Origin of the sequence: Enterobacter sp. CC120223-11 (assembly GCF_900215375.1) — a bacterium.
GTDB lineage: Bacteria > Pseudomonadota > Gammaproteobacteria > Enterobacterales > Enterobacteriaceae > Scandinavium.
This window is the reverse complement of record NZ_OBEF01000002.1, coordinates 105,234-128,588: the sequence shown is the minus strand read 5'-3', so window position 1 is coordinate 128,588 and position 23,355 is coordinate 105,234. Positions and strand designations below refer to the sequence as shown.

The 23,355-nt window shown below is 46.9% G+C and carries 14 protein-coding genes and 2 pseudogenes; 6 read left to right on the top strand and 10 right to left on the bottom strand.

The annotated features are described in order from the left end of the window. Positions 1 to 85: 85 nt before the first annotated feature. From CRO87_RS02825 to CRO87_RS02800, 6 genes are all read right to left on the bottom strand, one after another. Positions 86 to 355: a hypothetical protein gene (locus tag CRO87_RS02825; RefSeq protein ID WP_097161409.1), complete on the bottom strand. Its 270-nt coding sequence runs from the start codon at positions 353 to 355 to the stop codon at positions 86 to 88. 163 nt (positions 356 to 518) lie between these two features. Then, positions 519 to 833, bottom strand: a complete 315-nt coding sequence (locus CRO87_RS02820) for a hypothetical protein (RefSeq protein ID WP_097161408.1) — start codon at positions 831 to 833, stop codon at positions 519 to 521. 115 nt (positions 834 to 948) lie between these two features. Next, positions 949 to 3,078, bottom strand: coding sequence for a peptidase domain-containing ABC transporter (locus tag CRO87_RS02815; RefSeq protein WP_097161407.1), 2,130 nt, complete (start codon positions 3,076 to 3,078; stop codon positions 949 to 951). Positions 3,079 to 3,102: 24 nt separating this feature from the next. Continuing rightward, positions 3,103 to 4,362 (bottom strand): HlyD family secretion protein, encoded by a 1,260-nt coding sequence (locus tag CRO87_RS02810; protein ID WP_097161406.1) that lies wholly within the window; start codon positions 4,360 to 4,362, stop codon positions 3,103 to 3,105. An 18-nt stretch (positions 4,363 to 4,380) separates the two neighbouring features. Next, positions 4,381 to 5,712 (bottom strand): TolC family outer membrane protein, encoded by a 1,332-nt coding sequence (locus tag CRO87_RS02805; RefSeq protein ID WP_097161405.1) that lies wholly within the window; start codon positions 5,710 to 5,712, stop codon positions 4,381 to 4,383. Positions 5,713 to 5,716: 4 nt separating this feature from the next. Next, positions 5,717 to 6,373, bottom strand: coding sequence for a LuxR C-terminal-related transcriptional regulator (locus tag CRO87_RS02800; protein ID WP_097161404.1), 657 nt, complete (start codon positions 6,371 to 6,373; stop codon positions 5,717 to 5,719). A 446-nt stretch (positions 6,374 to 6,819) separates the two neighbouring features. Between CRO87_RS02800 and CRO87_RS02795 the strand changes: the two genes are divergently transcribed. Further along, complete coding sequence (locus CRO87_RS02795) at positions 6,820 to 9,828, top strand: autotransporter outer membrane beta-barrel domain-containing protein (protein WP_097161403.1); 3,009 nt, start codon at positions 6,820 to 6,822, stop codon at positions 9,826 to 9,828. A gap of 288 nt (positions 9,829 to 10,116) precedes the next feature. On the opposite strand, the pseudogene CRO87_RS02790 reads toward CRO87_RS02795, so the two are convergent. The 3 genes and pseudogenes from CRO87_RS02790 to CRO87_RS02780 form a co-directional block, all read right to left on the bottom strand. After that, positions 10,117 to 10,690, bottom strand: a pseudogene (locus CRO87_RS02790) (transposase). Positions 10,691 to 10,874: 184 nt separating this feature from the next. Beyond that, entirely contained in the window at positions 10,875 to 11,498 is a 624-nt protein-coding gene (locus tag CRO87_RS02785) for a hypothetical protein (RefSeq protein WP_097161402.1), read from the bottom strand. A 442-nt stretch (positions 11,499 to 11,940) separates the two neighbouring features. Next, positions 11,941 to 13,494, bottom strand: coding sequence for a peptide MFS transporter (locus tag CRO87_RS02780; protein ID WP_097161401.1), 1,554 nt, complete (start codon positions 13,492 to 13,494; stop codon positions 11,941 to 11,943). Between the two features lie 339 nt (positions 13,495 to 13,833). Between CRO87_RS02780 and CRO87_RS02775 the strand changes: the two are divergent. After that, a pseudogene (locus CRO87_RS02775) lies at positions 13,834 to 14,010 on the top strand (Tn3 family transposase); the annotation flags it as partial. A 155-nt stretch (positions 14,011 to 14,165) separates the two neighbouring features. Here the strand turns inward: CRO87_RS02775 and CRO87_RS02770 are convergent. After that, complete coding sequence (locus CRO87_RS02770) at positions 14,166 to 16,889, bottom strand: autotransporter outer membrane beta-barrel domain-containing protein (RefSeq protein WP_097161399.1); 2,724 nt, start codon at positions 16,887 to 16,889, stop codon at positions 14,166 to 14,168. 1,253 nt (positions 16,890 to 18,142) lie between these two features. Here CRO87_RS02770 and CRO87_RS02760 point away from each other — a divergent pair. The 4 genes from CRO87_RS02760 (at position 18,143) to CRO87_RS02740 (ending at position 23,145) form a co-directional block, all read left to right on the top strand. Beyond that, entirely contained in the window at positions 18,143 to 19,516 is a 1,374-nt protein-coding gene (locus CRO87_RS02760; RefSeq protein ID WP_097161398.1) for an integrase family protein, read from the top strand. 125 nt (positions 19,517 to 19,641) lie between these two features. After that, positions 19,642 to 20,082, top strand: a complete 441-nt coding sequence (locus tag CRO87_RS02755; protein WP_097161397.1) for a hypothetical protein — start codon at positions 19,642 to 19,644, stop codon at positions 20,080 to 20,082. A gap of 464 nt (positions 20,083 to 20,546) precedes the next feature. Beyond that, the gene (locus CRO87_RS02745; RefSeq protein ID WP_097161395.1) at positions 20,547 to 22,238 is read left to right on the top strand and encodes a DUF3987 domain-containing protein; all 1,692 of its coding nucleotides are present in this window, start codon (positions 20,547 to 20,549) and stop codon (positions 22,236 to 22,238) included. Positions 22,239 to 22,488: 250 nt separating this feature from the next. Beyond that, positions 22,489 to 23,145 carry a hypothetical protein gene (locus CRO87_RS02740; protein ID WP_097161394.1) on the top strand — a complete coding sequence of 219 codons (657 nt, stop codon included), beginning with the start codon at positions 22,489 to 22,491 and terminating at the stop codon, positions 23,143 to 23,145. Positions 23,146 to 23,355 lie beyond the last annotated feature (210 nt).

Below are 23,355 nucleotides of genomic sequence, written 5' to 3'. Positions count from 1 at the left end.
TTACACAAATAATGAGAAAAGCATTTCGCTAAATAATATTAATAATGATTTGCAAGTGGATACGTACTAATAAATAACGTGCATCTTACTTGCGATTGAAAAGACTAAAAATCCCACCGAATAAAGCGAAGGAAGCGCCAGTTGCAACAGCCAGAACGGCCAGACCGCCCGTAACGATTGCTTTGCCGAATTCTTCACCTTTACCCAATGCAGGCGACTCTATCGTGGAATTAGAAGTCCATTCGCCCTTCTCTGCATTCGGGCCTCCCACCCAGTTATGGATAAAATCCAGGATACAGGAGGTCAGATTACCACCCGATACTTTACTTAATACTTCCCCATTAATTTCTTTCATAACATTCTCAACTTTGACAAGGTAATGACGGTGAAAAACACCACAACCAATCTACATTTATGAACAAATCATAAATGTAGCTTTGCTGAAAAAAACGAAAAGCGTCAAACCATTAAATGTTACCCAGGCAATCGCCTGGGATAACATAAATAATTTTAAATTCTTATTTCGGGTTATTGTTGCTCAGATCAAACCAGTACTCAGTTGCGCCGTTGAACTGCTCAACAGTTTTATCCCAGTCATTAACCAGACCGTAAGAAGCCCCCTGGATAACACCACCAATGCCACCGAGAGTAAGACCAACGAGCGCACTAAAAATGCCCATGCCGAGAATACCACCAGTGTTACCAGCTGCAATACCCGCTTTCATCATACCGGTAGTTGCACCAAGAATACCACCCAGAATGCCAGCACCAATTTGGCTAAAGAAACCCGCACCAGAGACTTCGTTAATTTCGCAGATATGTAATTCACGCATTTTTATTTTCCTTTGACTTCGATTGCTGTTAATTAAATTTATAGCTGACGGGTCATCCGCCGCTGAAAACAATATTATAAAAATATACTTTTACTCACAATAGAATAAAATCCATTCACTCTTTTAGTAGTGCACTCTGCGGAATTTCAGTGACACCATTTTTATTCAATAAGATTATTCTATCCGCACTGCGAATTGTCTCAGGACGATGAGCAATTATAATCCTGGTTATATCCATGCAGCGGATAGCATCGTTAATTCCTTTTTCTCGGGTAATATCAAGATGGCTGGTGGCTTCGTCGAGAATTAATATCCGTGGCTGACGATACAGCGCACGAGCTAACAGCACACGCTGCATCTGCCCACCCGATAGTGACGATCCCATATCTCCCACCAGGCTGTTATAGCCCATCGGCATGGTCATGATATCCTCGTGGATCTGCGCAAGCTTTGCCGCCTGCTCAACGCGCTCAATCGAATAATGGGTATCAAAGAAGCTGATGTTATCCATAATTGAACCCGCAAACAGGATATCATCCTGCATAACGCTGCCAACGTGTTCGCGATACCAGTTCATACCGAGCTTGCGAATATCCTGCCCGGCAACCTCAATGCTGCCCTCTTCAGGTTTCAGCAGCCCCAATAGCAGCTTCACCAGTGTCGACTTACCTTGTCCAGACGGGCCAATGATCGCCACCGATTCTCCTGCGTGCAGGCTCAACGAACAGCGCTCAAAGACCCATGGCTCGGTGGTCGCATAACGGAAGGAAATATCTTTCACCTCAATCGGTAGCGCCGTCTCGCCTGCTGGTAAAGCAACCACATTATCCATGTCGCCTTCTTTGTCCGTCAGGACAATATCCGCCAAACGTTCACCGTGCAAACGCAGCATCCAGAACTCAATCACAGCGTTAACTAACCCCGTTGCCCGCCCGGTAAACTGATCGGCAAAACTGGTGAAGGCAATCAACATCCCCGCAGAAAAGTTTCCTTCCAGTACCTGCAAGGCCGCCATCCACACCAGCACGATGCGGCCAATCCCGGAGATCAGCCCCTGCAGGGTGCTGAAGCCTATCGACAGTCGCTGAATATGAATACCTTTGTTGGTCGCCTCCACCAGTTCATTGGCATAGGCTGACACGCGCATCTCCTGCTTATTATTGAGCTTCACGGCCTGTGCGCCACGAATTGACTCCAACAGCTGCGATTGCGCACGTGAGGAGGCAATCAGCTGCTCTTCACTAGCCTGTCGAAAAGGCCGGAACGAGATCCAGCGGATAAGGATATAAACCAGCACCAGGCCCAGCACCACAAACGTCAGCCTGACGTTGTAGGTAAAGAGTACAAACAGCGTCACGATAGCCATCACGCCGTCAAGGATCGAGGAAATAAACCGGCTGGTCAGCGTACTCTGGATGGTCGAGATCGAACCGAAGCGCGAAATAATGTCCCCAACGTGGCGCTCCTCAAACCAGGACATCGGCAGCCCCAGCAGGTGTGCGCAGACGTTAGCGGACCACTGCACGCTGAGCATGCTGGAAAACCAGGTTGTTACCCAGGAACGGATGGCTGACAACACATTTTGCAGCACGACAACCACGATAAATGCACATCCCAACAGCGTCATCAGATCGTAATCAGCAGACACCAGCACCTGGTCCATCACCCACTGGCTGTAAAACGGCGTCAGTAAGCCAAATACTTCAAGCCCTATGGAGAGGATCATCACCTGCACAAACGCCGAACGAATACCGCTTACGTTACCGATAAGCTTCAGCATCGAAAGCGTTTCTTTCTCTTCTTTTTTGACAAAGCTGGCGTTGGGCAACAGTTCCAGCGCAATCCCGGTGAAGGAGTTAGACACTTCATCAAGCATCACTTCACGGCGACCACGGCTTGGATCGTGGATAACAATCTTCTTTTTACCGACCTCTTTCAACACTACAAAGTGGTTCATATCCCAGTGCAGCACGCAGGGCAGTTTGAGTTTCTGCAATTCGTCCATCTCCAGACGCAGTGCACGGGCAGACATACCCAGATGCTGCGAAACCTGCATGATATCGGAAAGCGTGGCCCCCTTAAGCGACGTAGAAAAGCGCCGGCGCAGCGTTATCATGTCGATCTTGTGGCCGTAATAGTTGGCAATCATCCCGACGCAAGTCAGGCCGCATTCGGAAGCCTGGGTTTGCTGAATAACGGGCAGCCTTTTCCCCCAGGAAAAATTTAATTTTTCGAGTAAATTCATTTTGTAACCTTGTTGTTATGCGATTCAGGTCGAACTGCTGCGGCCAAGAGCGTAGAGCGGCTCAAGTACCCACTCATAAAGCCGCCGTTTATCAATCAGGAAGTCCGCTTCCAGCCCGCTACCGGGCTGAAGTTTGACCTTCTGTCCGTAGGCGTGAATAAACTGGTTATCCAGCCGGACCTTCACCACATAGTGCTGCTCTTGTACCTGAGAGTTGCCGGTGATGACTGAAACTTCCTGCGGAGAAAGCGACACGCGAGACACTTCTGACACTACCCCGTACTGCTGGCCAAACTTCTGCCAGGGATAAGCCTGGTAACGTAAAACGACGCGCTGACCGGGAACGATAAAACCAATCGCTCTGCTGCTGACCATCATGCGGGCCTGCAGGGTGGCATTTTCGGGCAGTAAAGAGGCCAGAGTTTGCCCGGCGTTAACCATCTGCCCACGCTTGATCAGCACTGAGGCCACCGTCGCATTCTGCGGCGCATTCAGCACCACCGAGCGGCGGGACTCGTTCTCCATCATCGTTTGCTTCAGCTCCGAGAGACGCCGCTCGATGTCGTTTGCCTGATTCAGGTCGTTGATCGGCTGTTCGCGCAGCTGTTGCAAAGTGCGGGTTAGCTGCTGTTGCAGGTCGATTTGCTGTCGGGCAACATCCTGTGCACGCGATTCAGCCTCCAGCCGCTGTGTCTCCTGTTCTTCCACCTGCTTGTTGGAGACATAGCCTTCATCACGCATCATCTGCATCTTCTTTAGCTGTGCATCCGCGAGCCGGGTTTGCTGCACGCGGCTGGCGTAGATATCGTTCAGCTTTTTCAGCTGCTGCTCCAGCAGCCGCCGCTGATTTTCATACCCACGGCGCGTCTCTGCCGAGAGCGTGTCGAGGTTCTTTCTTTCCTGATTGAGCGCATCATTTTGCAACGACAGTTGCCCGGCGATGCTTTCCCTAGTCTGACCATATTTAGTGGCAATCTCAGATGACACCGTGGCCAGCGCCGCACCTTTTTTTACCGAGTCCCCTTCACGGATCGGTAAATCAACTACGGTCCCAGTAGTGACGGCGACAATATCCATCACCCCGTCTTCCGGGATCAGCGCTCCAGTCATGGTTTCTCGTTTGGTATAGCTGCCAAAAATACACAGCAAAATGGTGGCGAGCGTGACAATTCCCGTGAGGCTAATGATGACCCAGCGGTATGGCGGGCAATAGAGCGCCACGCTGCCGATGGATTTGGTTTTATTCGCCTCCAGGGCTTCCTTGCGAAATAATGAATTGGGCATAAAAAAGTTCCATAATTCTCAGCGTTGTGAGGGGCAGTTAAATGTATTCAGCCAGGCGTAATCGAGCTCCCCGGTTGCGGTAGCGAGCTGGATATTGGCGGTGATGTAGTCGTACTGGGCTTTGGCGATATCTTTTAACGATTTGAAGTAGTCACTCTCTGCATTCAGCGCATCAAGCACCGTCCTCATGCCGATATCACGACCATACTGTGTCGAAGCCATCCGCTTTTGTGCGGACACGGTTGCCCGCTGGTAAGCACGAATTTTGGCTTCGCCTGACTTCAGACCAAACCAGGCGCTTTCAGCTTCCTCCAGCGCTTTACGCCGTGCATCCAACAACAGCGCCCTCGACTGCTCTTTACGGTGCGCGGCTTCAATACTTTGTGAAATATGGCTGCCACCAGCAAAAAGCGGGATCGAGACATTCACGCCAATATTGGTATCGCGAGTTTTGGAGGTCGTACCAAAGATTGAATCAAGGGCATTTTCGTCTTCGCCACGGCTCCAGTTGCTGCCATAGGAGGCCTGAAAGGTCACCACCGGCAGATGATTACCTGCACTGGCCACGACGTCTGCATCGCTTTGCTTCAGGGTCATCATCGCGGCCTGAACATTCAGGTTCCGGCTACTGGTTTTCACTTTTATCTTCTCTAACTCCGGGAGCGTCTGTGGCGTGACGCACTCCAGCACATTCAGCGGCACCATCGTTCCTGGCAGGCCCGTAAGCTTCAGAAAACGAATCCGGGTGTCATTGACGTCGCTTTCTGCAGCAATCGCGTCGGCAACCGCAGTATCATAGTTGGCCTGGGCTTCATCGACGTCCAGACGCGTCTGCTCCCCAAGCTGCAGCCCACGCTCCGTCTGGCGCAATTGCTGGCTGAAGGCGGTTTTTACCCGCTCGGCATTTTTCAGCACCAGGGCGGTATAGGCGACAGAAAACCAGGCTTCGCTGACATCATTAATCAGCTGCTGCTGAGAAAGCATAAAGTTCACTTCGCCAAGATCGGCCATCGCTTCTGCCCGCCGCCAGGTGGCGAATTTGGCGACATCGAAAATGGGCTGGGTCAGGTTTACGCTATAGTTATGTCGGGTAATACCTGCGGCGTAGGGGGCGTTAGGCTGATCCTGTTTTGAATATCCTCCATTCAGACTGATTTGGGGCAGCAAACCAGAAAAGCCCTGCAGGCGTTTTTGTTTTTCCGCATCATTTAATTCACGCGCGGCGCGAATACCTGAATCGTAGCTGTCTGCAGCCAGTATGGCCTGCTGTAACGTCAGCGCCGACGCCTTATGCGCCATAAATGCAATAGCTATCAGCAGCGGCAGGGTAATTACATTTTTACAATCCATCTTATTATTCCATCATCCCACTGACGTACATGTACTTAATCAATTCACTGTTGCTGGAAAGATTAAGTTTTCTCATCGCATTCTGTTTTTGTGTTGCAACCGTACTGACGGCCCTGCTTTTTCGCTTAGCAATGTCAGAGATGGAGTATCCCTGTGCCACCAGGTACAACACCTCCCACTCTTTCGGTGACAGAGGGAATTCGCGATCGTCACCATCAACCATATTCCGGGTGAGTAAATCAGAAACAAAAGGAATGTTTTCTGGCTGCTGGATAACTTCGATGACCTTACGAAAGCCACTCGTCCCTTCGCTTAAACTCAGCGTCGCCTCGAACTTCATATCAATAATATGTCGCAGCAAATAGGGGTGCTGATTGGTGACGAGCATGACTCTTTTCACGTCATTTTCGATACATAATCGATTGAGTTTCTTAGCATTTGAAGCCCACGATTTGTTGTTAGACAAAAAATCAAACTCGGTGAACAACACATCAACCCGACCTTCTGCCAGGGCGGATAACAACGTTTCCATTGTTCGAATGAACAGAATTTCAATACGGCAGAGTTGAATTTCTTTTTCCAGGTGGTGACTGATAACCTGTTGAAAAACAGAAAAATCATAAAAAACAGCGACCTTTAAATGGTCCGTTCCTTTTCTCATAAGCAGTCCATCTTTATAATATATATTTATGAATTTATTCTATTGAAAATCACGAACAGCAACGCTATTCAAGTGATCTGCAATAGGTTATTTACCATTTTATTAAATGCTAAAAGGCGACATTGGTGGCACACTAGGGAACTTATCGCTTAAGAAAATAGTAGATTATCCAAAAAGTCATTTCAACACGATTCATTTAGGATTTTACCCAATTAATGAATGATAAAAGGTAAATAATAAGATTTTTCACACATCACCAGATCAGAATTTAAAAAAATCCTAACTTCTCAACATTCAAATACCCCATGTATAATCACCCAAAGACAAAACAGCTTTAAGCACAGCAATCAAGATAACTTTAAACAACCAACACATTATTATTTCGCGGCTGATACTTCCGCTTGTTATTACACAATTTCACTATTCACATTATTAAGGAAAATATCATGTCACGACATGGCAGTGTTGCTTACTACCAGTTGGCTACAGGCTTGTGCCTGCTTTCCATCCCGGCGCTTTCCGCCCTCGCATATCAGTCTACTGATGGCGGCATTCTCAACATTACAAACAGTTATACCTCCAGTGGACCGGGTGATTACCCGCTTTACACCTCTGGCGTCTTGAGCAAGATTGAAACGGGTGCCGAGGGATTAATGTTTACCAGCAGCAATAACGCCACTGGCGTGGCCGTCATAGAAAACGGCGGCGAACTGAATTTATCGAAAGCAACGCTGACCAGCAGCGGCTCCGTGGCGGATACCGTAAATATTGATGGCGGCACATTGCACGCTTCTCAGGGAAGTATCAATGCGACAGGAAAGGTCTCCTGGGGAATTGTTGGCAACAACAGTTCACTGCTCGATCTGCAGGGAACCACCGTCAACGTCTCAGGTTCAGCTGATGGCGGCATCATGCTGGGCTCCCGCAGCCAGCTAACGGCGCAAAACACCCAAATTATTGCTTCGGACAATGCTATCGCCCTCAGCCTGAAGTCAGGCAATCTTGCAGACAGAAGCAGCGCGGTCATCACAGACAGTACTCTTTCGGCAGAAAACGCGGACGGGATTCGCATTATGAACGGTGATGTTGAGCTGAATAACACCGTTGTCAGCAGCGCAGGGACTTACACCTACGCGATCAATGCCAACACTGGAGCAAAAGTGAGCATCAACGGCGGCCACCTCCAGACAACCGGCGATTTTGGGGATGCAGTCTGGATTGCCTCCGAAGACTCTTCCCTCACAGCCAAAGATGCCACCTTTACTACCTTTGGCGACGGCGCCTTCGCCGTAAATGCGCAAAATGGTATGGCAACGTTGAATCATAGCCTTCTGGAAACCAGCGGCAGCGAGGCCCATGGGCTATACGGCGAACGAAACATCCAGGGCGATCAACTTACTATCACCACTGCCGGCGACTGGGCCATTGGTGTATTTTCGGCCCGAGGTGGCGAGATTACCCTCACAGATTCCAGCGTGACGACAAAAGGCCAGGGCAGCGCGGCATTACTGGCTTACCCCGAGTCCAGCATTAATGGTGATAACGTAAAAATTACCACTTCGGGCGATAATGCCTGGGCCATCGCCACCACCAACAGTAACGTGACGCTGAGCAAAGCCGAAATCACTACCGCCGGGAAAGGTGGAGCGATTTATGCGACGGGCAATATCTCATCGCAGCCAAATAATATCTCACTCAATACGGCGCACGTGCTGGCCCAGCAAGGTGCGGTCATCACTTCTGATGGTGCCCTGCTGAACGTGGCGTTAACGAAAACCGCGCTTGAGAGTGATTCGGGAGAAGTACTGAACGCCCTGAGTAATCAAAGCAATCCAGCCAGCCCCATTCTGAGCAATGTAACCCTCAAAGCCAGCGACAACAGCGTGCTAAACGGTTCGCTTATCTCAGACAGCGATGCTAATGCTTCCCGCGTCTACCTGAGCCTGAACTCCTCGCTGAAGGGCTTTAGCCAGAACATCAGCGAACTAACTTTGGATAACACCAGCCAGTGGCAGATGACGGCGAGTTCAGATGTCGGCGCACTGACCAACGATGGGACCATCACCTTCGCCCCCCCTGAGAATGCATCATTGAAAACGGCCTCGTTGAAGACGCTGACAATCAAAGGGGACTATCTGAGTAATGGTGGCCATCTGCTCATGAATACTGCGCTTGGCGATGACACTTCCGCCACCGATAAGCTCATTGTTGAAGGCGACGTTCAGGCAGGTGATACGCAGGTTACCATCAACAACATTGGGGGCCAGGGGGCGCAAACGGTAGAAGGCATCGAAGTTGTCAAAGTCGGAGGCACTTCCCATGGCACCTTTACCAGCACCGGGCGTATCGTCGCCGGGATCTATGACTACAGCCTGGTGAAAAAAAGCGAAAACTGGTATCTGACAAGCCAGGTTCCCACCGTTGTGCCTCTACCAGGAGAAAATGACGGTTCAAACTCGGGTAATGGCAATTCACGTATTACCCCGGTGTATCGCCCTGAGTCAGGTGCCCTGCTGGCGAACAAGATGGCGGGTAACACCCTGTTTAACACCAACCTCTACGATCGAATGGGCGAGACTGGCTTTTCCCCACGCAACGCGGACAGCGATAGCGCCAATGGCTTCTGGCTGCGTCAGGTCGGCGGCCATACGCGATTCAATGACGGCAGCAATCAGCTGAAAACACGAATTAACCGGTACGTGGTTCAGCTAGGTCAGGATTTTGTTGACTGGAGCAGCAACGGTCAGGATCGCTGGCACATTGGCCCGATGGTCGGCTACGGCAATGCGCAAAGCAACAGCCACTCGAAAATAACCGGCTATCGTGCGGACGGTAAAGTGGACGGCTACAGCGCAGGTTTATATGCCACCTGGTTTGCGTCAGAGAAGGAAAAAAACGGCACCTATCTGGACAGCTGGGTACTCTACAACTGGTTTAACAACCAGATCGACGGTCAGGAGCTCCCTTCAGAAGATTATCACTCCCAGGGCTTCACGGCTTCTCTCGAAGGGGGATACAAGATGCCAATGACAGAAAGCATGCGCCTGAGCAGCTGGCTTCAGCCTAAGTTCCAGCTAATCTGGATGGACGTCAATGCCAACAGCCATCGGGAATCCAATGGCACTCAGATCTCCGAACAAATGTCCGGCAACCTTATGTCCCGCGTAGGGGTCCGCGCCTCGCTTAAAGGACATAACGCCATTGACGATAATACCGGCCGTGAGTTCCAGCCGTTTGTAGAGGCAAACTGGGTTCATAACACGAATGACTACAAAGTGAAGATGGATGATGTTTCGAACACCGTTGCTGGCACCGAAAATATGGCGGAGTTTAAGGCGGGCGTCGAAGGCAAAGTCCATAACGACTTCAACCTTTGGGGCAACGTAACCGTGCTGGTCGGCGACAAAGACTTTAGCGATACCAGCGTACTGTTTGGTGGCCGCTATAATTTCTAAAACCTGACACAATCTTCAAACAGAACAGGGTCAGAAACATCATCATATTTTCTGGCCCTGTATTTGACTTAATCATTAATTTACTCAGGATGCCCATATAAATCGGGCAATGACAGTTAAAATATAGAGATTGCTTTATGCATTCAGAATCTGTTTCTTTCCTGTTCATGCTCATCACTTCATAATTTTCACCTGCGAGCCTGATTACGCTCCTGAATCAGTTGGGCTTTGTTGAATGAATCAGACTCAGGACGAGCGACTCTGTAACTGACCGGGTTTTCAGGCAATTCACACGCTTTCTGGCATACCTGCCCTCATCATTTTGTTCGGCACACGCACCATGGTCATAGCCTCCTCAACCTCCCCATCATAATTATGCAGCGTCAGTAAACCTCCGGGCAGCTGTTTCACGCTGTATATCGCCGTTTCCGCTATCGAGCGACGGTTGTAATCTGTTGTCCATTTCCATCGCGAACTGCTCTCGCTCAGACGCTGATTAGCAGCTTCACGATAGGGCCTGCGTATTCACCGGGCCAGTAACCGGCTCCTTTTCGGGGCGGGGTAGTGCGCTGATTATCTTACGCCGCATTTCATCATGACAGAGGCGAGTGTCATATACGCTGCCTGCCGCGGCTGACCTGATTTTCCGATGGATCAGCCGGAATACGCGTTTAATCGCCAGAAGAGTTGTTGTGGCAAGGTCTTCAGAATAATGCTGAGGTCTTCTCCAGGATGTGGGCGTTGCTGACTTGTACCAGGCCTGAATAGACTCATCGTCAAGCCAGAAAATGAGGGTGCCACGATTGATGAGGATTTTGTTGTAGATTCGACAGTGGGGGATTTTGAACTTTTGCTTTGCCACGAAACGGTCTGTGTTGTCAGGAGGATGAGTGATCTTTCAACTCAGCAAAAGTTCGATTTATTAAGCAAAGCGCTGGCGATTATGAAACTGGTCGCTTCCAACGTTTTTATCAACGGACAAATACTAAGGGACACAGCCTATTACGCCCATTTTATATTGTAGCAGCAGAGGTAATAGCTGCCGTTTAGTTTAAAAATCGACGTGCGCTATTATAAAATGGAGAATTCGCCATTGCTTCAATTTTGTCGATGGCGGTTTTCTTGTAGTAATATACTCTTTTAACGTCACACCCCATGCAACTGGCAATCTGTTTAGTTCTCAGGTTTGCATAATAACCCCGTAACACAGACAATTCACTGTTACTGAGATTCAATGATGGGGTATGCGCAATGGTTACATTCACCATCAAATAACCCTCTCGATTAGCGGCTTTATTAATAATCATCTCCCACAATGATGATAAGTCATTTAATGCCGTTTGTTTGCTGAACATCCCGTCCACCAAAGGCTGCTTAATAATTCCAACTGCAGTTGAAAAAATAAAAACTCTGGATTGTGGTTGCCATTGCTTAATGCGAGTGACGTCTCGATTAATATCAACGATAATATTACTATTTTGCATAGGGTCGTAGATAATGATGTCAAAGTTAACTTCACTTTCATTCAACTCGCTGAGAGTTGCAAAACCAAATGTATTAACACTCACCCCTTTGCCATGCGTATGAGATATTATCTGTGAGAACCCTTGTTGCGTATATGAACAAGAGTCTATCAGTGCTATATTTAATTTTTTTTGTATTGTTGTCATGTTGCATATTCCTTGCATGGTTTTTACTTATTCAGAATATCCTTTGTACTAATAATCCATTTGCTTATTGCTTATCCATGAAAAACACCCTGATAGCCGACACAGAGTAGGATGAATCCCTAAAATGGCAGAGTGAATTAATCTCCAATAATTTAAAGGCACATTAAGTTTTCTTAATTCGCATCAACATGACTTTATCGCCATGATTTTTAAGGTTTTTTTACAAACTCAATCATCTTTACATCAGTCTTAAGGCATCAATTAATTACATCCAACACAGTTACGGAAATTATTTTTTATCTTTATTAATTCGATAAAAAACAATAATAATAAATGAAGAAATTAATAATCAGGCGACTCACCGCAGCAGAATAATGAAGTGGGGATGGAGGCGAATAAGACAGACCCGGGATGGGCCTGTCTGCTTCTATTACGGCGGGAATTAAACGATGGTGTTCGGTTTCGCTTCGGTCTTAATCTGGGCGTTAGCCAGCATTCTGCGCACAGGGACGATCAGGATAATCAGCACTGCGGCGCAGATCAGCAGCGCCAGGGAACAGCGGGCAAAAAGATCCGGTAGCATGTCGAGTTGATCGGCTTTAACATGGCCACCAATCAGGCCAGCAGCCAGGTTACCCAGGGCGCTGGCGCAGAACCACAGGCCCATCATCTGGCCACGCATTCTTTCCGGAGCCAGCAGGGTCATCGTTGCCAGGCCGATCGGGCTCAGGCAAAGCTCGCCGAGAGTCAGCATCAGGATGCTCCCTACCAGCCACATCGGTGAAACACCTGCGCCACCGTTACCAAGAACATCTTTCGCTGCCAGCATCATTAGGCCGAAACCTGCGGCCGCAAACAAAATACCGATCACGAACTTGGTGATGCTACCCGGACGCACGTTATTGCGCGCGAGCATTGGCCACAGCCAGCTGAACACAGGGGCGAGAATAATAATGAACAGCGCATTGACCGACTGGAACCACACTGCAGGAATTTCAAAATCACCGATCATGCGGTTGGTGTAGTCGTTCGCAAACAGGTTAAACGAGGTTGGTTTTTGCTCAAACGCCGACCAGAAGAATGCGGCTGAGACCAGCAGGATGAAACATACCAGCAGACGTGCACGCTCTTTGCGGTTCAGGCCCGCGAAGACGAAAAGATAGATGAAGTAGAGCGCCACTGAGGCCGCAATGACGTATACCAGCGTGCTGGCAACCGCCACAGGGTTGATAATGATAATGCCTTGCGCTACCAGCGTAACAATTACCGCCACGCCCGCGGCTATCGCCAGCAGCCAGCCTCCAACGCCCTTTTTCTTCGCCACCGGGTTATTCCAGGTAGAATCCAGGCCCACTTCACGGTCGTAACGCTTCATTGATGGCACCGCAAACACACGGAAGATAATCAGTGCTACCAGCATTCCGATGCCACCGATACCAAAGCCCCAATGCCAGCCGTGGGTTTTAATCAGCCAGCCTGAGATCAGCGGGGCAATAAACGAGCCGATGTTAATGCCCATATAGAAAAGGGAAAAACCGCCGTCACGACGCGCATCTCCCTTCTTATAAAGTGTCCCCACCATCACTGAAATACAGGTTTTGAACAGGCCCGAACCGAGGACGATAAACATCAGGCCAATAAAGAACAGGCTATTGCCCATAAAGGCAGACAACGCGATCGACAGATGACCGAGCGCAATCAGAATCGAACCGTACCAGACCGCTCTTTGCTGGCCAAGCCAGTTATCCGCCAGCCACCCGCCCGGCAGTGCAGCCAGATACATGGCTCCGGCAAAAATCCCGACGATAGCCGAGGCATTTTCACGCGCCAGCCCCATTCCGCCGTCATAAACCGTCGCCGCCATAAACAGGATCAGCAGTGGGCGAATGCCATAGAAGGAAAAACGTTCCCACATTTCGGTGAAGAACAGCGAGCCAAGCGGATAGGGATGGCCGAAGAACGTCCGGCTTTCATTGTGATGCGTTGAGGACTGCATAAATACTCCCAAAAAGGTATGTCACGGTGTTTGCAAACGCTGAGATGTACGCCGACCTTTATGTAAAATTTAGTCGGTCATTTACCCTCAGCAAAAATTCTTTTAACTATTTGATAACCATGAACTGGTTTTGTCTAGTGCCAGACCGGGCACTTTAAGGCTAAAAGTCGACAAATGTCTACTTTTACAGATTTTTAGTTTGAATGAGAAAGATAATCATTGACTTAGCTACAGGCCACAAACAGCTTTAGCCCTTTAAACAGCAATAAATGGATTTGTCAGGCTGATTTGCCTTGGGTGTAATTTGCTTTCTGGTGCAGTTGAATGGATGGGAATGACTTGAAGCGTAAAGGGGTGAAGATCAACGAGCAACTGCTGTCGCATTTGTCACCGTTAGGCTGGGAACACATCAATCTGACAGGCGATTATATAAGGAAAAGCAATCGGATACCGGCTTCCGGTAAGTTTCGTATTCTGAAGTCAGCTAAAGTAGAAAGGTCAAAAAAACAACCTTAACGTACAATAATTTTCGATATCCAATGACTGGTGTCAGTTTGAGGAAACGGAAATTATCGTACGCTAAGTCGTTTTTCAAAGTTAGGCTGGTTAGCTCCCTCAGACCTCCCGCCCTAAAGGACGGGGGTATCACGGGAGCTATTCGATGAGATGGATTAAAAATAATACTTTAATCCGTACATGGCTGAGGCATCGTGGTAACCACTTCCTCCCATCTGCACTGCAACATTCCCCCACATATTGAGTCTGTCGCCGATTTTCGCCTCCACACCTGTTTTGATCTCACCGATGTTCCGGTTGCCTTCCTGGGTAATGGTTCTGTCATCCAGAGTGACCGAGAAGGTCCGTGTATTATGCAGCCAGTTCATTTCAATAAAAGGCTCAAACTCACGGCGTTTTCCTTCATCCATCTTGTGATGGCTATTGATATAAGCCCTCATCCCCAGCCGGGTCTGAATATTTCCGTCTCCGCCAAAGCCCACATTCGTTCCGTTCTGCTCGCGGTGTGAATCACTGCGTACCCCCATCCAGATGGCCTGTGCCTTTGGCTGGACATACCATGTGTTCAGCGTTCCCAGGCTTCCATCGAAGGTGCCCATCTCTTTGGTCCATCCGGACTCAATGGAGGCTGTCACTCCCCGGGACTTATAGCTTTCGGCAGTGAGCTGGTTACCACTGACGTGGTTATCAAACCAGCTGTAAATGAGCCAGCTGTCGGTGTACAGCCCTTCTTTATTTTCGTTGTCGGCATACCAGGTGCCATATACCCCCACATTGTAGCCGCTCACGGTCCCGTCAGCTTTGTAATCACTCCAGCGGGAACGGGTATTACTCTGATTATTTGCATACCCCCCCATCACGCCAAGATGCCAGCGATCTTTCCCGTCTGATGACCATTCGGCAACATCGCTACCAAGCTGGGCAATGTAACGGTTACTTTGTGTGGTGAGCTGTCCAGCACTGTGGAATACGTTATGCCCTCCCACCTGTCTCAGCCACAAACTCGTCACTTTCTTTTCACCGGTCAGCGCATCGGTATACTGCGTTTCGCCGAGTCTGTCGTGCAGCCCCATAACAAATAAGTTGTTTGCTGCTGCGTGATTGGCGAGGTAAGCGCCTGGCTCAGGGCGCACCATTGGCGTCTGAGGTCCCGGCTCTGGTTTAGGCTCTGGTTTAGGCTCTGGCTTAGGGTCGGGTTTAGGCTCTGGCTCAGGCTCTACTGGAGTTGAGATCGAACTGGTCAGATACCAGTCTTGACCTTTACGCACGACATCATAGTCATAAGCTCCGGCAACAATACGTCCGGCTTTAACAAATGAGCCATAAGACTGACCACCCACGGTAATTATCTCGATACCTTTATCCGTCAGAGCGCCTTTACCACCGATGTTATTAATACCGACAAGGGTGGTTCCAGGTTCGACATCGCCGAGCACGTGCATCTGGTCCGTCAGAGAATCATCACCAGCCAACACCGAATTGAGCGTGAGGACGCCTTCAAGACTTTTATAATTGCCGGTGACCGTCAGGTTTTTCGGGTTAAAAGTGGTTGCAGCTGCCGGTTTCGCATAGGTCAGTTGAGAGCCATCGAGTTTAAACGTAGTGATAACGCTATCATCGGTCATCACCCATTGGCTTTGACTGCCAGCAATATCCAGATGAATGGCACCATTGTCAGTGGTACTCAGGGTGCCGTCTTCGTTACGTTGTGCGGCATTTGCAGCACCAACAAAATGGGATCCCTCCATCATTCGTAAATCAACGATACCATTGCGATCGGCGCGCATATCACCGTTAATATGATATACCCCAGAAGATCTTGTACCATCGATGAAACCGGATGTGATAAGTGCCTGGTTGCCGCTGGCATGTATGGCATAACTATTTTCACCGCTGACGTTAATAATCACGTCTCGGGTAAGATAAATTTGCCCGCCGTTGAAAGTATGAACGGCATCGGGATCGACATCCGGCGGCAACAGTGCAAAAATTGTGATATATCCTGCCAGACCATCTTCAGCCATCAGTCCTGCTGCACCCTTACCAGATGTATTTATGCTGATATCGCCAGCCTGAATCAGTCCTGTGCGGTTAGCAAATAGTGCATGGGCGTTGTCACCGCTTGTTTCAACCTGTGCATTATGATCGAGGGTAACCAAAGTGGTGCCGAATATTCGAGAGGGGTCATACCATGAATTATCATTCATAATAGCTGGATTACCGGAAAACACTCCATACCCCGTTGGCCGAAAGTCAAAATCATCGCCATTACCTTGAGTACGAATAATTGCATTTTTACCTATGATTAATTGCTGTGTTTTCTCGCTGGTAGCTAATTCGACACCGACGCCAACGCCTCCATGAGTATTAATGGTAAGGTCATCACCAACAGTTACGGTACTGCCATCCCCACCCATTAAATAGATACCTGCGCCTGTAGTGCCCTGCGTTTCTATCGATAATTTACCTGTAAAGGTAACTGTGCTGTCTGTTTGTAAAGTAATGCCATTAGGGCTAGCATAATAGTAATCCCCATTCCACAGCCATGGTGTATCTGACGTTTTGATATTGATGGATTCTGAAGTGAAAACGTAATTCTTATTGTCAATAAATAATGCCTGACCATCCAATCGGAACTCGCTTCCGGTAACATCAAAATTGACTTCTTTATACACATTCAATAACGTATCAAGATCATCTCCCGTTAATCCGTGGGAGCCAGTGCCAGTACAACTCAAACTTTTTTCTGATGTTGGCAAACAGTTAACGCTCGCTGCAAAAGCCGGGAGCGAAATCGTATTCAGCGCTAAGGCTATACCTGTGGCAAGGAATGTATACTTTAATGGCGAAGGTAATTCTCGCCTTCCATTTTTTTTCATTGTTGCACTCCTGTGCGAATGACGGGATAAAGGAATTAAAAAAGCTACTTTTTATTTTTCCTTTGACATGAGGTGTAGTTCCAAAAATTATGAAATCCATGTTCCTGGTGCTATTTATTGAATGAATAATATCTTTTTAGTCAAAAAAACGTAAGTCACATGATTGTATTTGGGATTATTCATTTCCACTTCCATCAGGTGATGCAACAATAGTTAATACTTGCCTCTGAATTTATTTAATAAATTTCAAGTGGTTAGGTGATGGTTTGAGAGCGATTTATTGTGGGAGTAAGCAAAAATATTAATCCTGAGGTGCATAGAATGTTAGGATTTTTTCTCATAAAATTCATTCCGTGAAATCATATAATGCTTTTGCATGTTCCGGATTAATTGCATTTGCATTGTTTATGTTGCACCGTATTTGTACTGCCACAGTGTCTGTAAGCTCTCTATGACGCTTAGGTGTGAGATTCACATCAAGAGGGAGTTAACCTGTACCTGGTGAACAGAAATCATTTATTGCTGATGTTTTATACAAACCTCGCTGGAGATGACTTATCTCCAGGCCAGTCTCCGAGTACGCTGAATAGGTTTAAATTTTAAAATAGCTCCCTTTTAAAAAGGGAGTTCGGTGATTTTGATTGTAATATAGAGCAATTAAATTAAACGACTATATTGATTGTGTTTGTATCAATGAGTTACTTAATGATATACAGGATGCGTTCAAAATCCCTCGAAAATATCGGACTTTCAAGTTTAAGTGATTTTTTGGTGAGCAGTGATGTGCATAAATTAATTCTTTAATTATCAAAGATCTCGCAAAGATAGCAAAGCAACCTTTTCTTATCAGGCACAGAGGGAGTTGAAGTGTTTAACTTCAGTTGACCCTGACCCAAAATTCTGCGGCTGCTTAGAATTCACTCAGTTGACAGACTATGACTTATTAAATCATTCGAAGGCATTCTGAATCAGAAACCATTTTGAATAACATCAACTCACGCCACAATTTTGCCACACTGCAACGCGCAAAACTGCACATTAGCGTTGAACAAAGCAAAACACTGCAATAGTAACTTAATGATTTTACGAGAAAGATGGTGCCGATAATAGGAGTCGAACCTACGACCTTCGCATTACGAATGCGACGTTAATATACTTCCAACTGTTTGAATAGTCACTCAAAACTTCATCTTTATCATTATAAAACAAACAATTACCATAAAACACCTATTGATTGAAATTGACAGGTGTTGATGTTTATTCCCGCAATTTACTTACACCAGCCATTACATTACTGTGAGGCAGAAATCCTCAACTGGAACCAGACTATGGCGCTTTCAAGACAAAAACTCACCTTCGAACGAATTCGCAGGTTTACCCTACCGGAAGGGAAAAACCAAACCTTCCTTTGGGATGCAGATGTTACAACTCTCGCATGCCGAGCAACTAGCGGAGCAAAAGCCTTCGTATTCCAAAGCGTATATGCGGGAAAAACCCTTCGCATGACCATTGGCAACATTAATGACTGGAAGATTGATGAAGCAAGGAGTGAGGCAAGACGGTTACAAACGTTGATCGATACCGGGATAGATCCACGAATTGCCAAGGCTGTAAAAATCGCAGAAGCAGAATCCAAGCAGGCAGAATCGCGTAAAACAAAAGTGACTTTCTCCGTCGCCTGGGAAGACTATCTTCAGGAATTGCGAACCGGTATCAGTGCAAAAACCAAGCGTCCATATTCTACTCGATACATTGCAGATCATATCAACTTGTCCAGCCGTGGAGGGGAAAGTAAAAAAAGAGGCCAGGGTTCGACCTCAGCTGGACCATTAGCCTGTTTACTTGATCTACCGCTATCGGATCTAACGCCAGACTATATTTCGGCATGGCTGAGTACAGAAAGACAAAATAGACCGACTGTCACAGCTCATGCTTATCGCCTGCTGCGGGCATTCATCAAATGGAGTAATTATCAGAAAAAATATCAGGGAATTATTTCTGGCGATCTTGCACAAGATTACAACGTAAGAAAAATGGTGCCAGTGTCTGCGAGCAAAGCCGATGATTGCTTGCAAAAAGAACAACTCAAAAGCTGGTTTAGAGCCGTGCGCAGCCTTAGTAGCCCTATTGCGTCCGCGTACCTTCAGGTGCTTTTACTTACCGGTGCCCGACGTGAAGAAATTGCGTCACTTCGCTGGTCAGACGTCGATTTCAAATGGGCAAGCATGCGAATTAAAGACAAAATCGAAGGAGAACGCATCATCCCTCTCACGCCCTATGTTTCCAGCCTATTAAACGCGCTGTCAGCAGCCCCAAATTCTGACGTTAATAAGGAGAATTGGATTTTCAGAAGTCATAGCAAAAGCGGCAAAATTATTGAACCTCGTTCAGCACACAATCGGGCTTTAGCGCAGGCTGAATTACCGCACATTAGCGTACATGGGCTGCGCCGTAGTTTTGGTACGCTTGCCGAGTGGGTTGAAGTACCAACCGGAATTGTGGCACAAATCATGGGGCACAAGCCCAGCGCTCTTGCTGAGAAGCACTATCGCCGCCGCCCGCTGGACCTGCTGAGAAAATGGCATGAAAAAATTGAGGCCTGGATTCTAGAGCAGGCCGATAGTTAAACTGAAGTGGTGTTGATTAGTGTTGATTTATCTTTACCCAAATATTAATCGCATTTTTTGTATTGACAAAAGCCTGAAACATCTTCGTACTATGACGTGAACCTATAACTAAGCAGGAGAGGAATATGTCTGTAACAATTCCGTTTGAAGAAATGGAAGAATTGGTGGAATTTTCGCTGGAAGAGCGGAGCCCCCTCAGCCATGAAAGCATGATTGAACCGGCTACGTATTCGCAGGATTTGCACGCGAATGTCGAGGCTACGTCTTCGTTTGAAAAGCTCTGTGATAGAGCCATGGCTTCTCTGAAGGTGTTTTTAACTAAAATCAAACGTGCAAGGCAGTACCGGGTTAAAGCATTAACTATGATCAGAACAAAGTGTCTGACTCGCCGTTCTGCACGTTCGCATCGCAGCAAATCCGCTTCAAAATCTGCTGCGTCTAATTCTAGCAATGCCGATGGCGGTGACCCCGAACCAGCCCCTTCTGTATTCCCCCGCACTGAATTAAAATCCACATTCTCTTTTTATGCTGAATTTGCTAATCGCCTCTCCCTGGAGGACGCATAGTGAAACAGTACCCCCTCCCCCAAACACATCACTCTGTCGCAGACCTACACCTGGCTGCTCTTGCTGAAACCATAAACCAAATGGGCATCAGTACAGAAGAACGTCTCATGCGCTTATTGCACGATAAAGCTTTGCGTGACGCTATTCTTCGCCCAGCGAAGACCAGATACCAGAATAATTCTGTCAATGTAAAACGTGTAATCGATGATCAGGGTGTTATTGGCACAACCGAAGTTGCTTCAATGCTCGGAGTGAAAAACCAGACTCTGCTTAAATGGGTTTGCTATGACACATTACCCCAGAATTTCCCCCGCCCATTCAAAATTAGGAGGAAGAACAAGTGGCGCATAAAAGATATTAGCGCATATTTCGCAAATCTAACGCACGAATTTTGATAGTTCAACAGCCAGGCGCAGTATACCTGCGCCTACACAACTAAAATAAATAGAGAATAAGGAGCGGGCATGCAACATATCGTTGACCATGGAGATGAATTTGAATATGTGTATGAATATACAGAGGAAGATGAGACCATACCCGTAGCCTGGGGGGAGACTGGCCTTCAACAGCTTTTCAAATCTGCAAAAACAATGCCTAAGCCTGATGAGCAAGATTTTTTCGCGGGAGGGTTCCCTTTAGAGGCATTATGCGGACATGCACAAAATGTCTGCTATCAGCTTAAGTATGAGCATGGCTTTGATTATAGCGCAACAGCATGCGTTATGATTTCTGCTATGGCATTTGCAGCACAACCTTTTATTCAGGTGAAATTACCGAAAATGCCTGAACCAACACCAGTTTCGGTTCACTCGATGTATATTGCGAGCTCGGGAGCAGGTAAATCGCATCTTAACAAAATACTCCTGCGCCCATTCAGAGAATATATCGATGAACTTTCTGCTATATTTGAAAAAATGAAGCATGATAAAGATGCTGAAATTGAACTCTGGAAAGTGAAAAAAAGAGATTTTGACAAGGACAAAAGAAGGAACTCCAATGATCCGGAGGTTCGGACAAAAGCTGAAGCAGAGTATGTTGATCATATAAAGAACAAACCCGCTGAGCCAATAATGCCGCCTCTTCTGTACGAAAACTTTGATCTGGACGGGGCTGTTATTGGGCTTAATGAATATCCCGAAGGTTTCTTTGAAACAACGGAAGGTGCAGAGCTTGTCAATATGTCCTTCAAACTCATCCCACTGCTGAATAAATCAGCAAGTGGTGAGACCTATAGTCGGCGCATCGGTAAAAAAACTTATGTCATTAAGCCAAGCATGAGTGCACTGATAATGATCCAACGGGGGCTTTTTTGGCAACTGTTGGAAAAGAAAAATGGTGCAGTAAGGGCAAGTGGCCTGATGTCTCGCTTCATTTATTATGCTCATAATGAAAGCAAAGATGCTGCTGAAGCAGCTGATGCTGTCACTCCAAAAGAATATCCCTCCACCACACTGGAGGATTATTATCAAAGGTTCACCTCATTACTGCGTAAACAGGGAGATCGTATTATTGGGCACGATAAATCACCTAAGATCACTGTTCATCTGACCGAAGAAGCTAAGCAGCATTACACTGCAAAGTGGAAGGAAGTGGAGGCCGAGACAAAACCTGGGGGCCGTTTTTTTTGCATCGCTGACATAGCATTAAAAGCACCTGAAATTGCAGTGCGAATTGCTACCAGTCAGAAGTTCTTTCCGGATGGAGATACCAGTGATATCAACATCGACGAGCTGCAACGAGCATTTCAGTTGATGGAATTCCTTCTCGGCCACGCATTCAATATCTATTATCCACTTTCTGATGAGAGTAAGGAAAAGAGTTTGTTTATCGAGCGTGCCCGTAAACTGTATGAGTGGATCCGGGAACACAACTTTGAACCTTTTCCACTACAGGAGATTAAACGCGGGCTCCGCTTTGCTCGCGAGCCTGAAATCTTGCATCGGCTTTTAAAACAGCTAATTAGCCAGGGAGAAATCGTCTTAGCCGTTTACCCTTTTGACCGCACAACCTACGTTACATGGCCTGCAAAGGACTTCAACCCAGTCGGAAAATACACAGCTGTTAACCGAAATTGGGAAGAAATTGTAAAAGGGCCGAACAACACTGAAAGCACCGGGCCCTACATTGACGTATCTGATATCAAAGCCCGCTATTAAGCAGTTAACGTCCTGATTCGTTGATGTGACGATACAAACGCCATGAGCGACAAAACGCTGCCGTGGCGTTTTTTTTGCGGTAAACTTACCGGATGGGTATTTGCATTCACTTGACTACCTGTGTGCATTTTACTTGGACATCTCCAACAAAAAATGCAGGCAAGTATCTTACTTAGTTGACGGGCAGTTTTGAGCGAGGAGCAGAAATTTAACTCGTAATGATGCCCGAGCCCCGAATTTGTGGCGATTCATGTTGATATTTGCTATAATTGATAGTTTAGGAGGTAATGTGATTATTAAGAATTTAAATTTTGCAGATACAGTCAGGCGGATAATTCATCATGAGTTAGGCCATTGGTTAATGAGTCGTCATGTGGGATTCGATACTGGCGAAATAAATATCGGGATGCTAGCAAACCACAAACCGTATGGACAGGCAATTGTTTATCCTTCACCGAAGAGCCAGCTAGCACAAGCTGTTGATATTTACGATCATTTACTGAGCCGTACAGCAGTATTATGCGCTGGTGTCATTGCTGACATTGGATGGCATAAAAGATATGCGTCATCTGATTACGATTCAGATGATACAGAGTATCTTTATGCAAATGGTGTCATGGACGCGACAGGCCTTTCCGACAGCGGAAAAATCGAAGAGTTGCTTTATGTAATGAATGGCATAAAGAACCCGCCTAGCCAGGATTCAGAAGAGATTATGAATCAGCGTCATAAAATAAGAACCGAAGCATGGTTGAAAGCTTCAGAATTTATTGATGAAAATCCTATTCTATTCGGAATGGGAGAAATTCTTATTAAAGATTACTTTGAAAATGCGATTCGCACTTTTCAAAAATGTTATCTTGAAAAGATCATGCTTGATGTACAGAGCTCGAACTCACAAAGTTGATGCTACAGAAGCCAATATTTTAAACAAGCTACAATTTTTTTCGTACTAATTTTTTTGCAGCGGTTCTGACCTACATATCTCCATAAAAATGCTCGTGATAGTTATGAACTGGCATGCTATATCACTTTCAAACTAGGCTGGCTATGTAAATCTCATCATAGACATGAGTTTGGTGTATTTATCTATAAATCACCATTACAGTTATTTGTA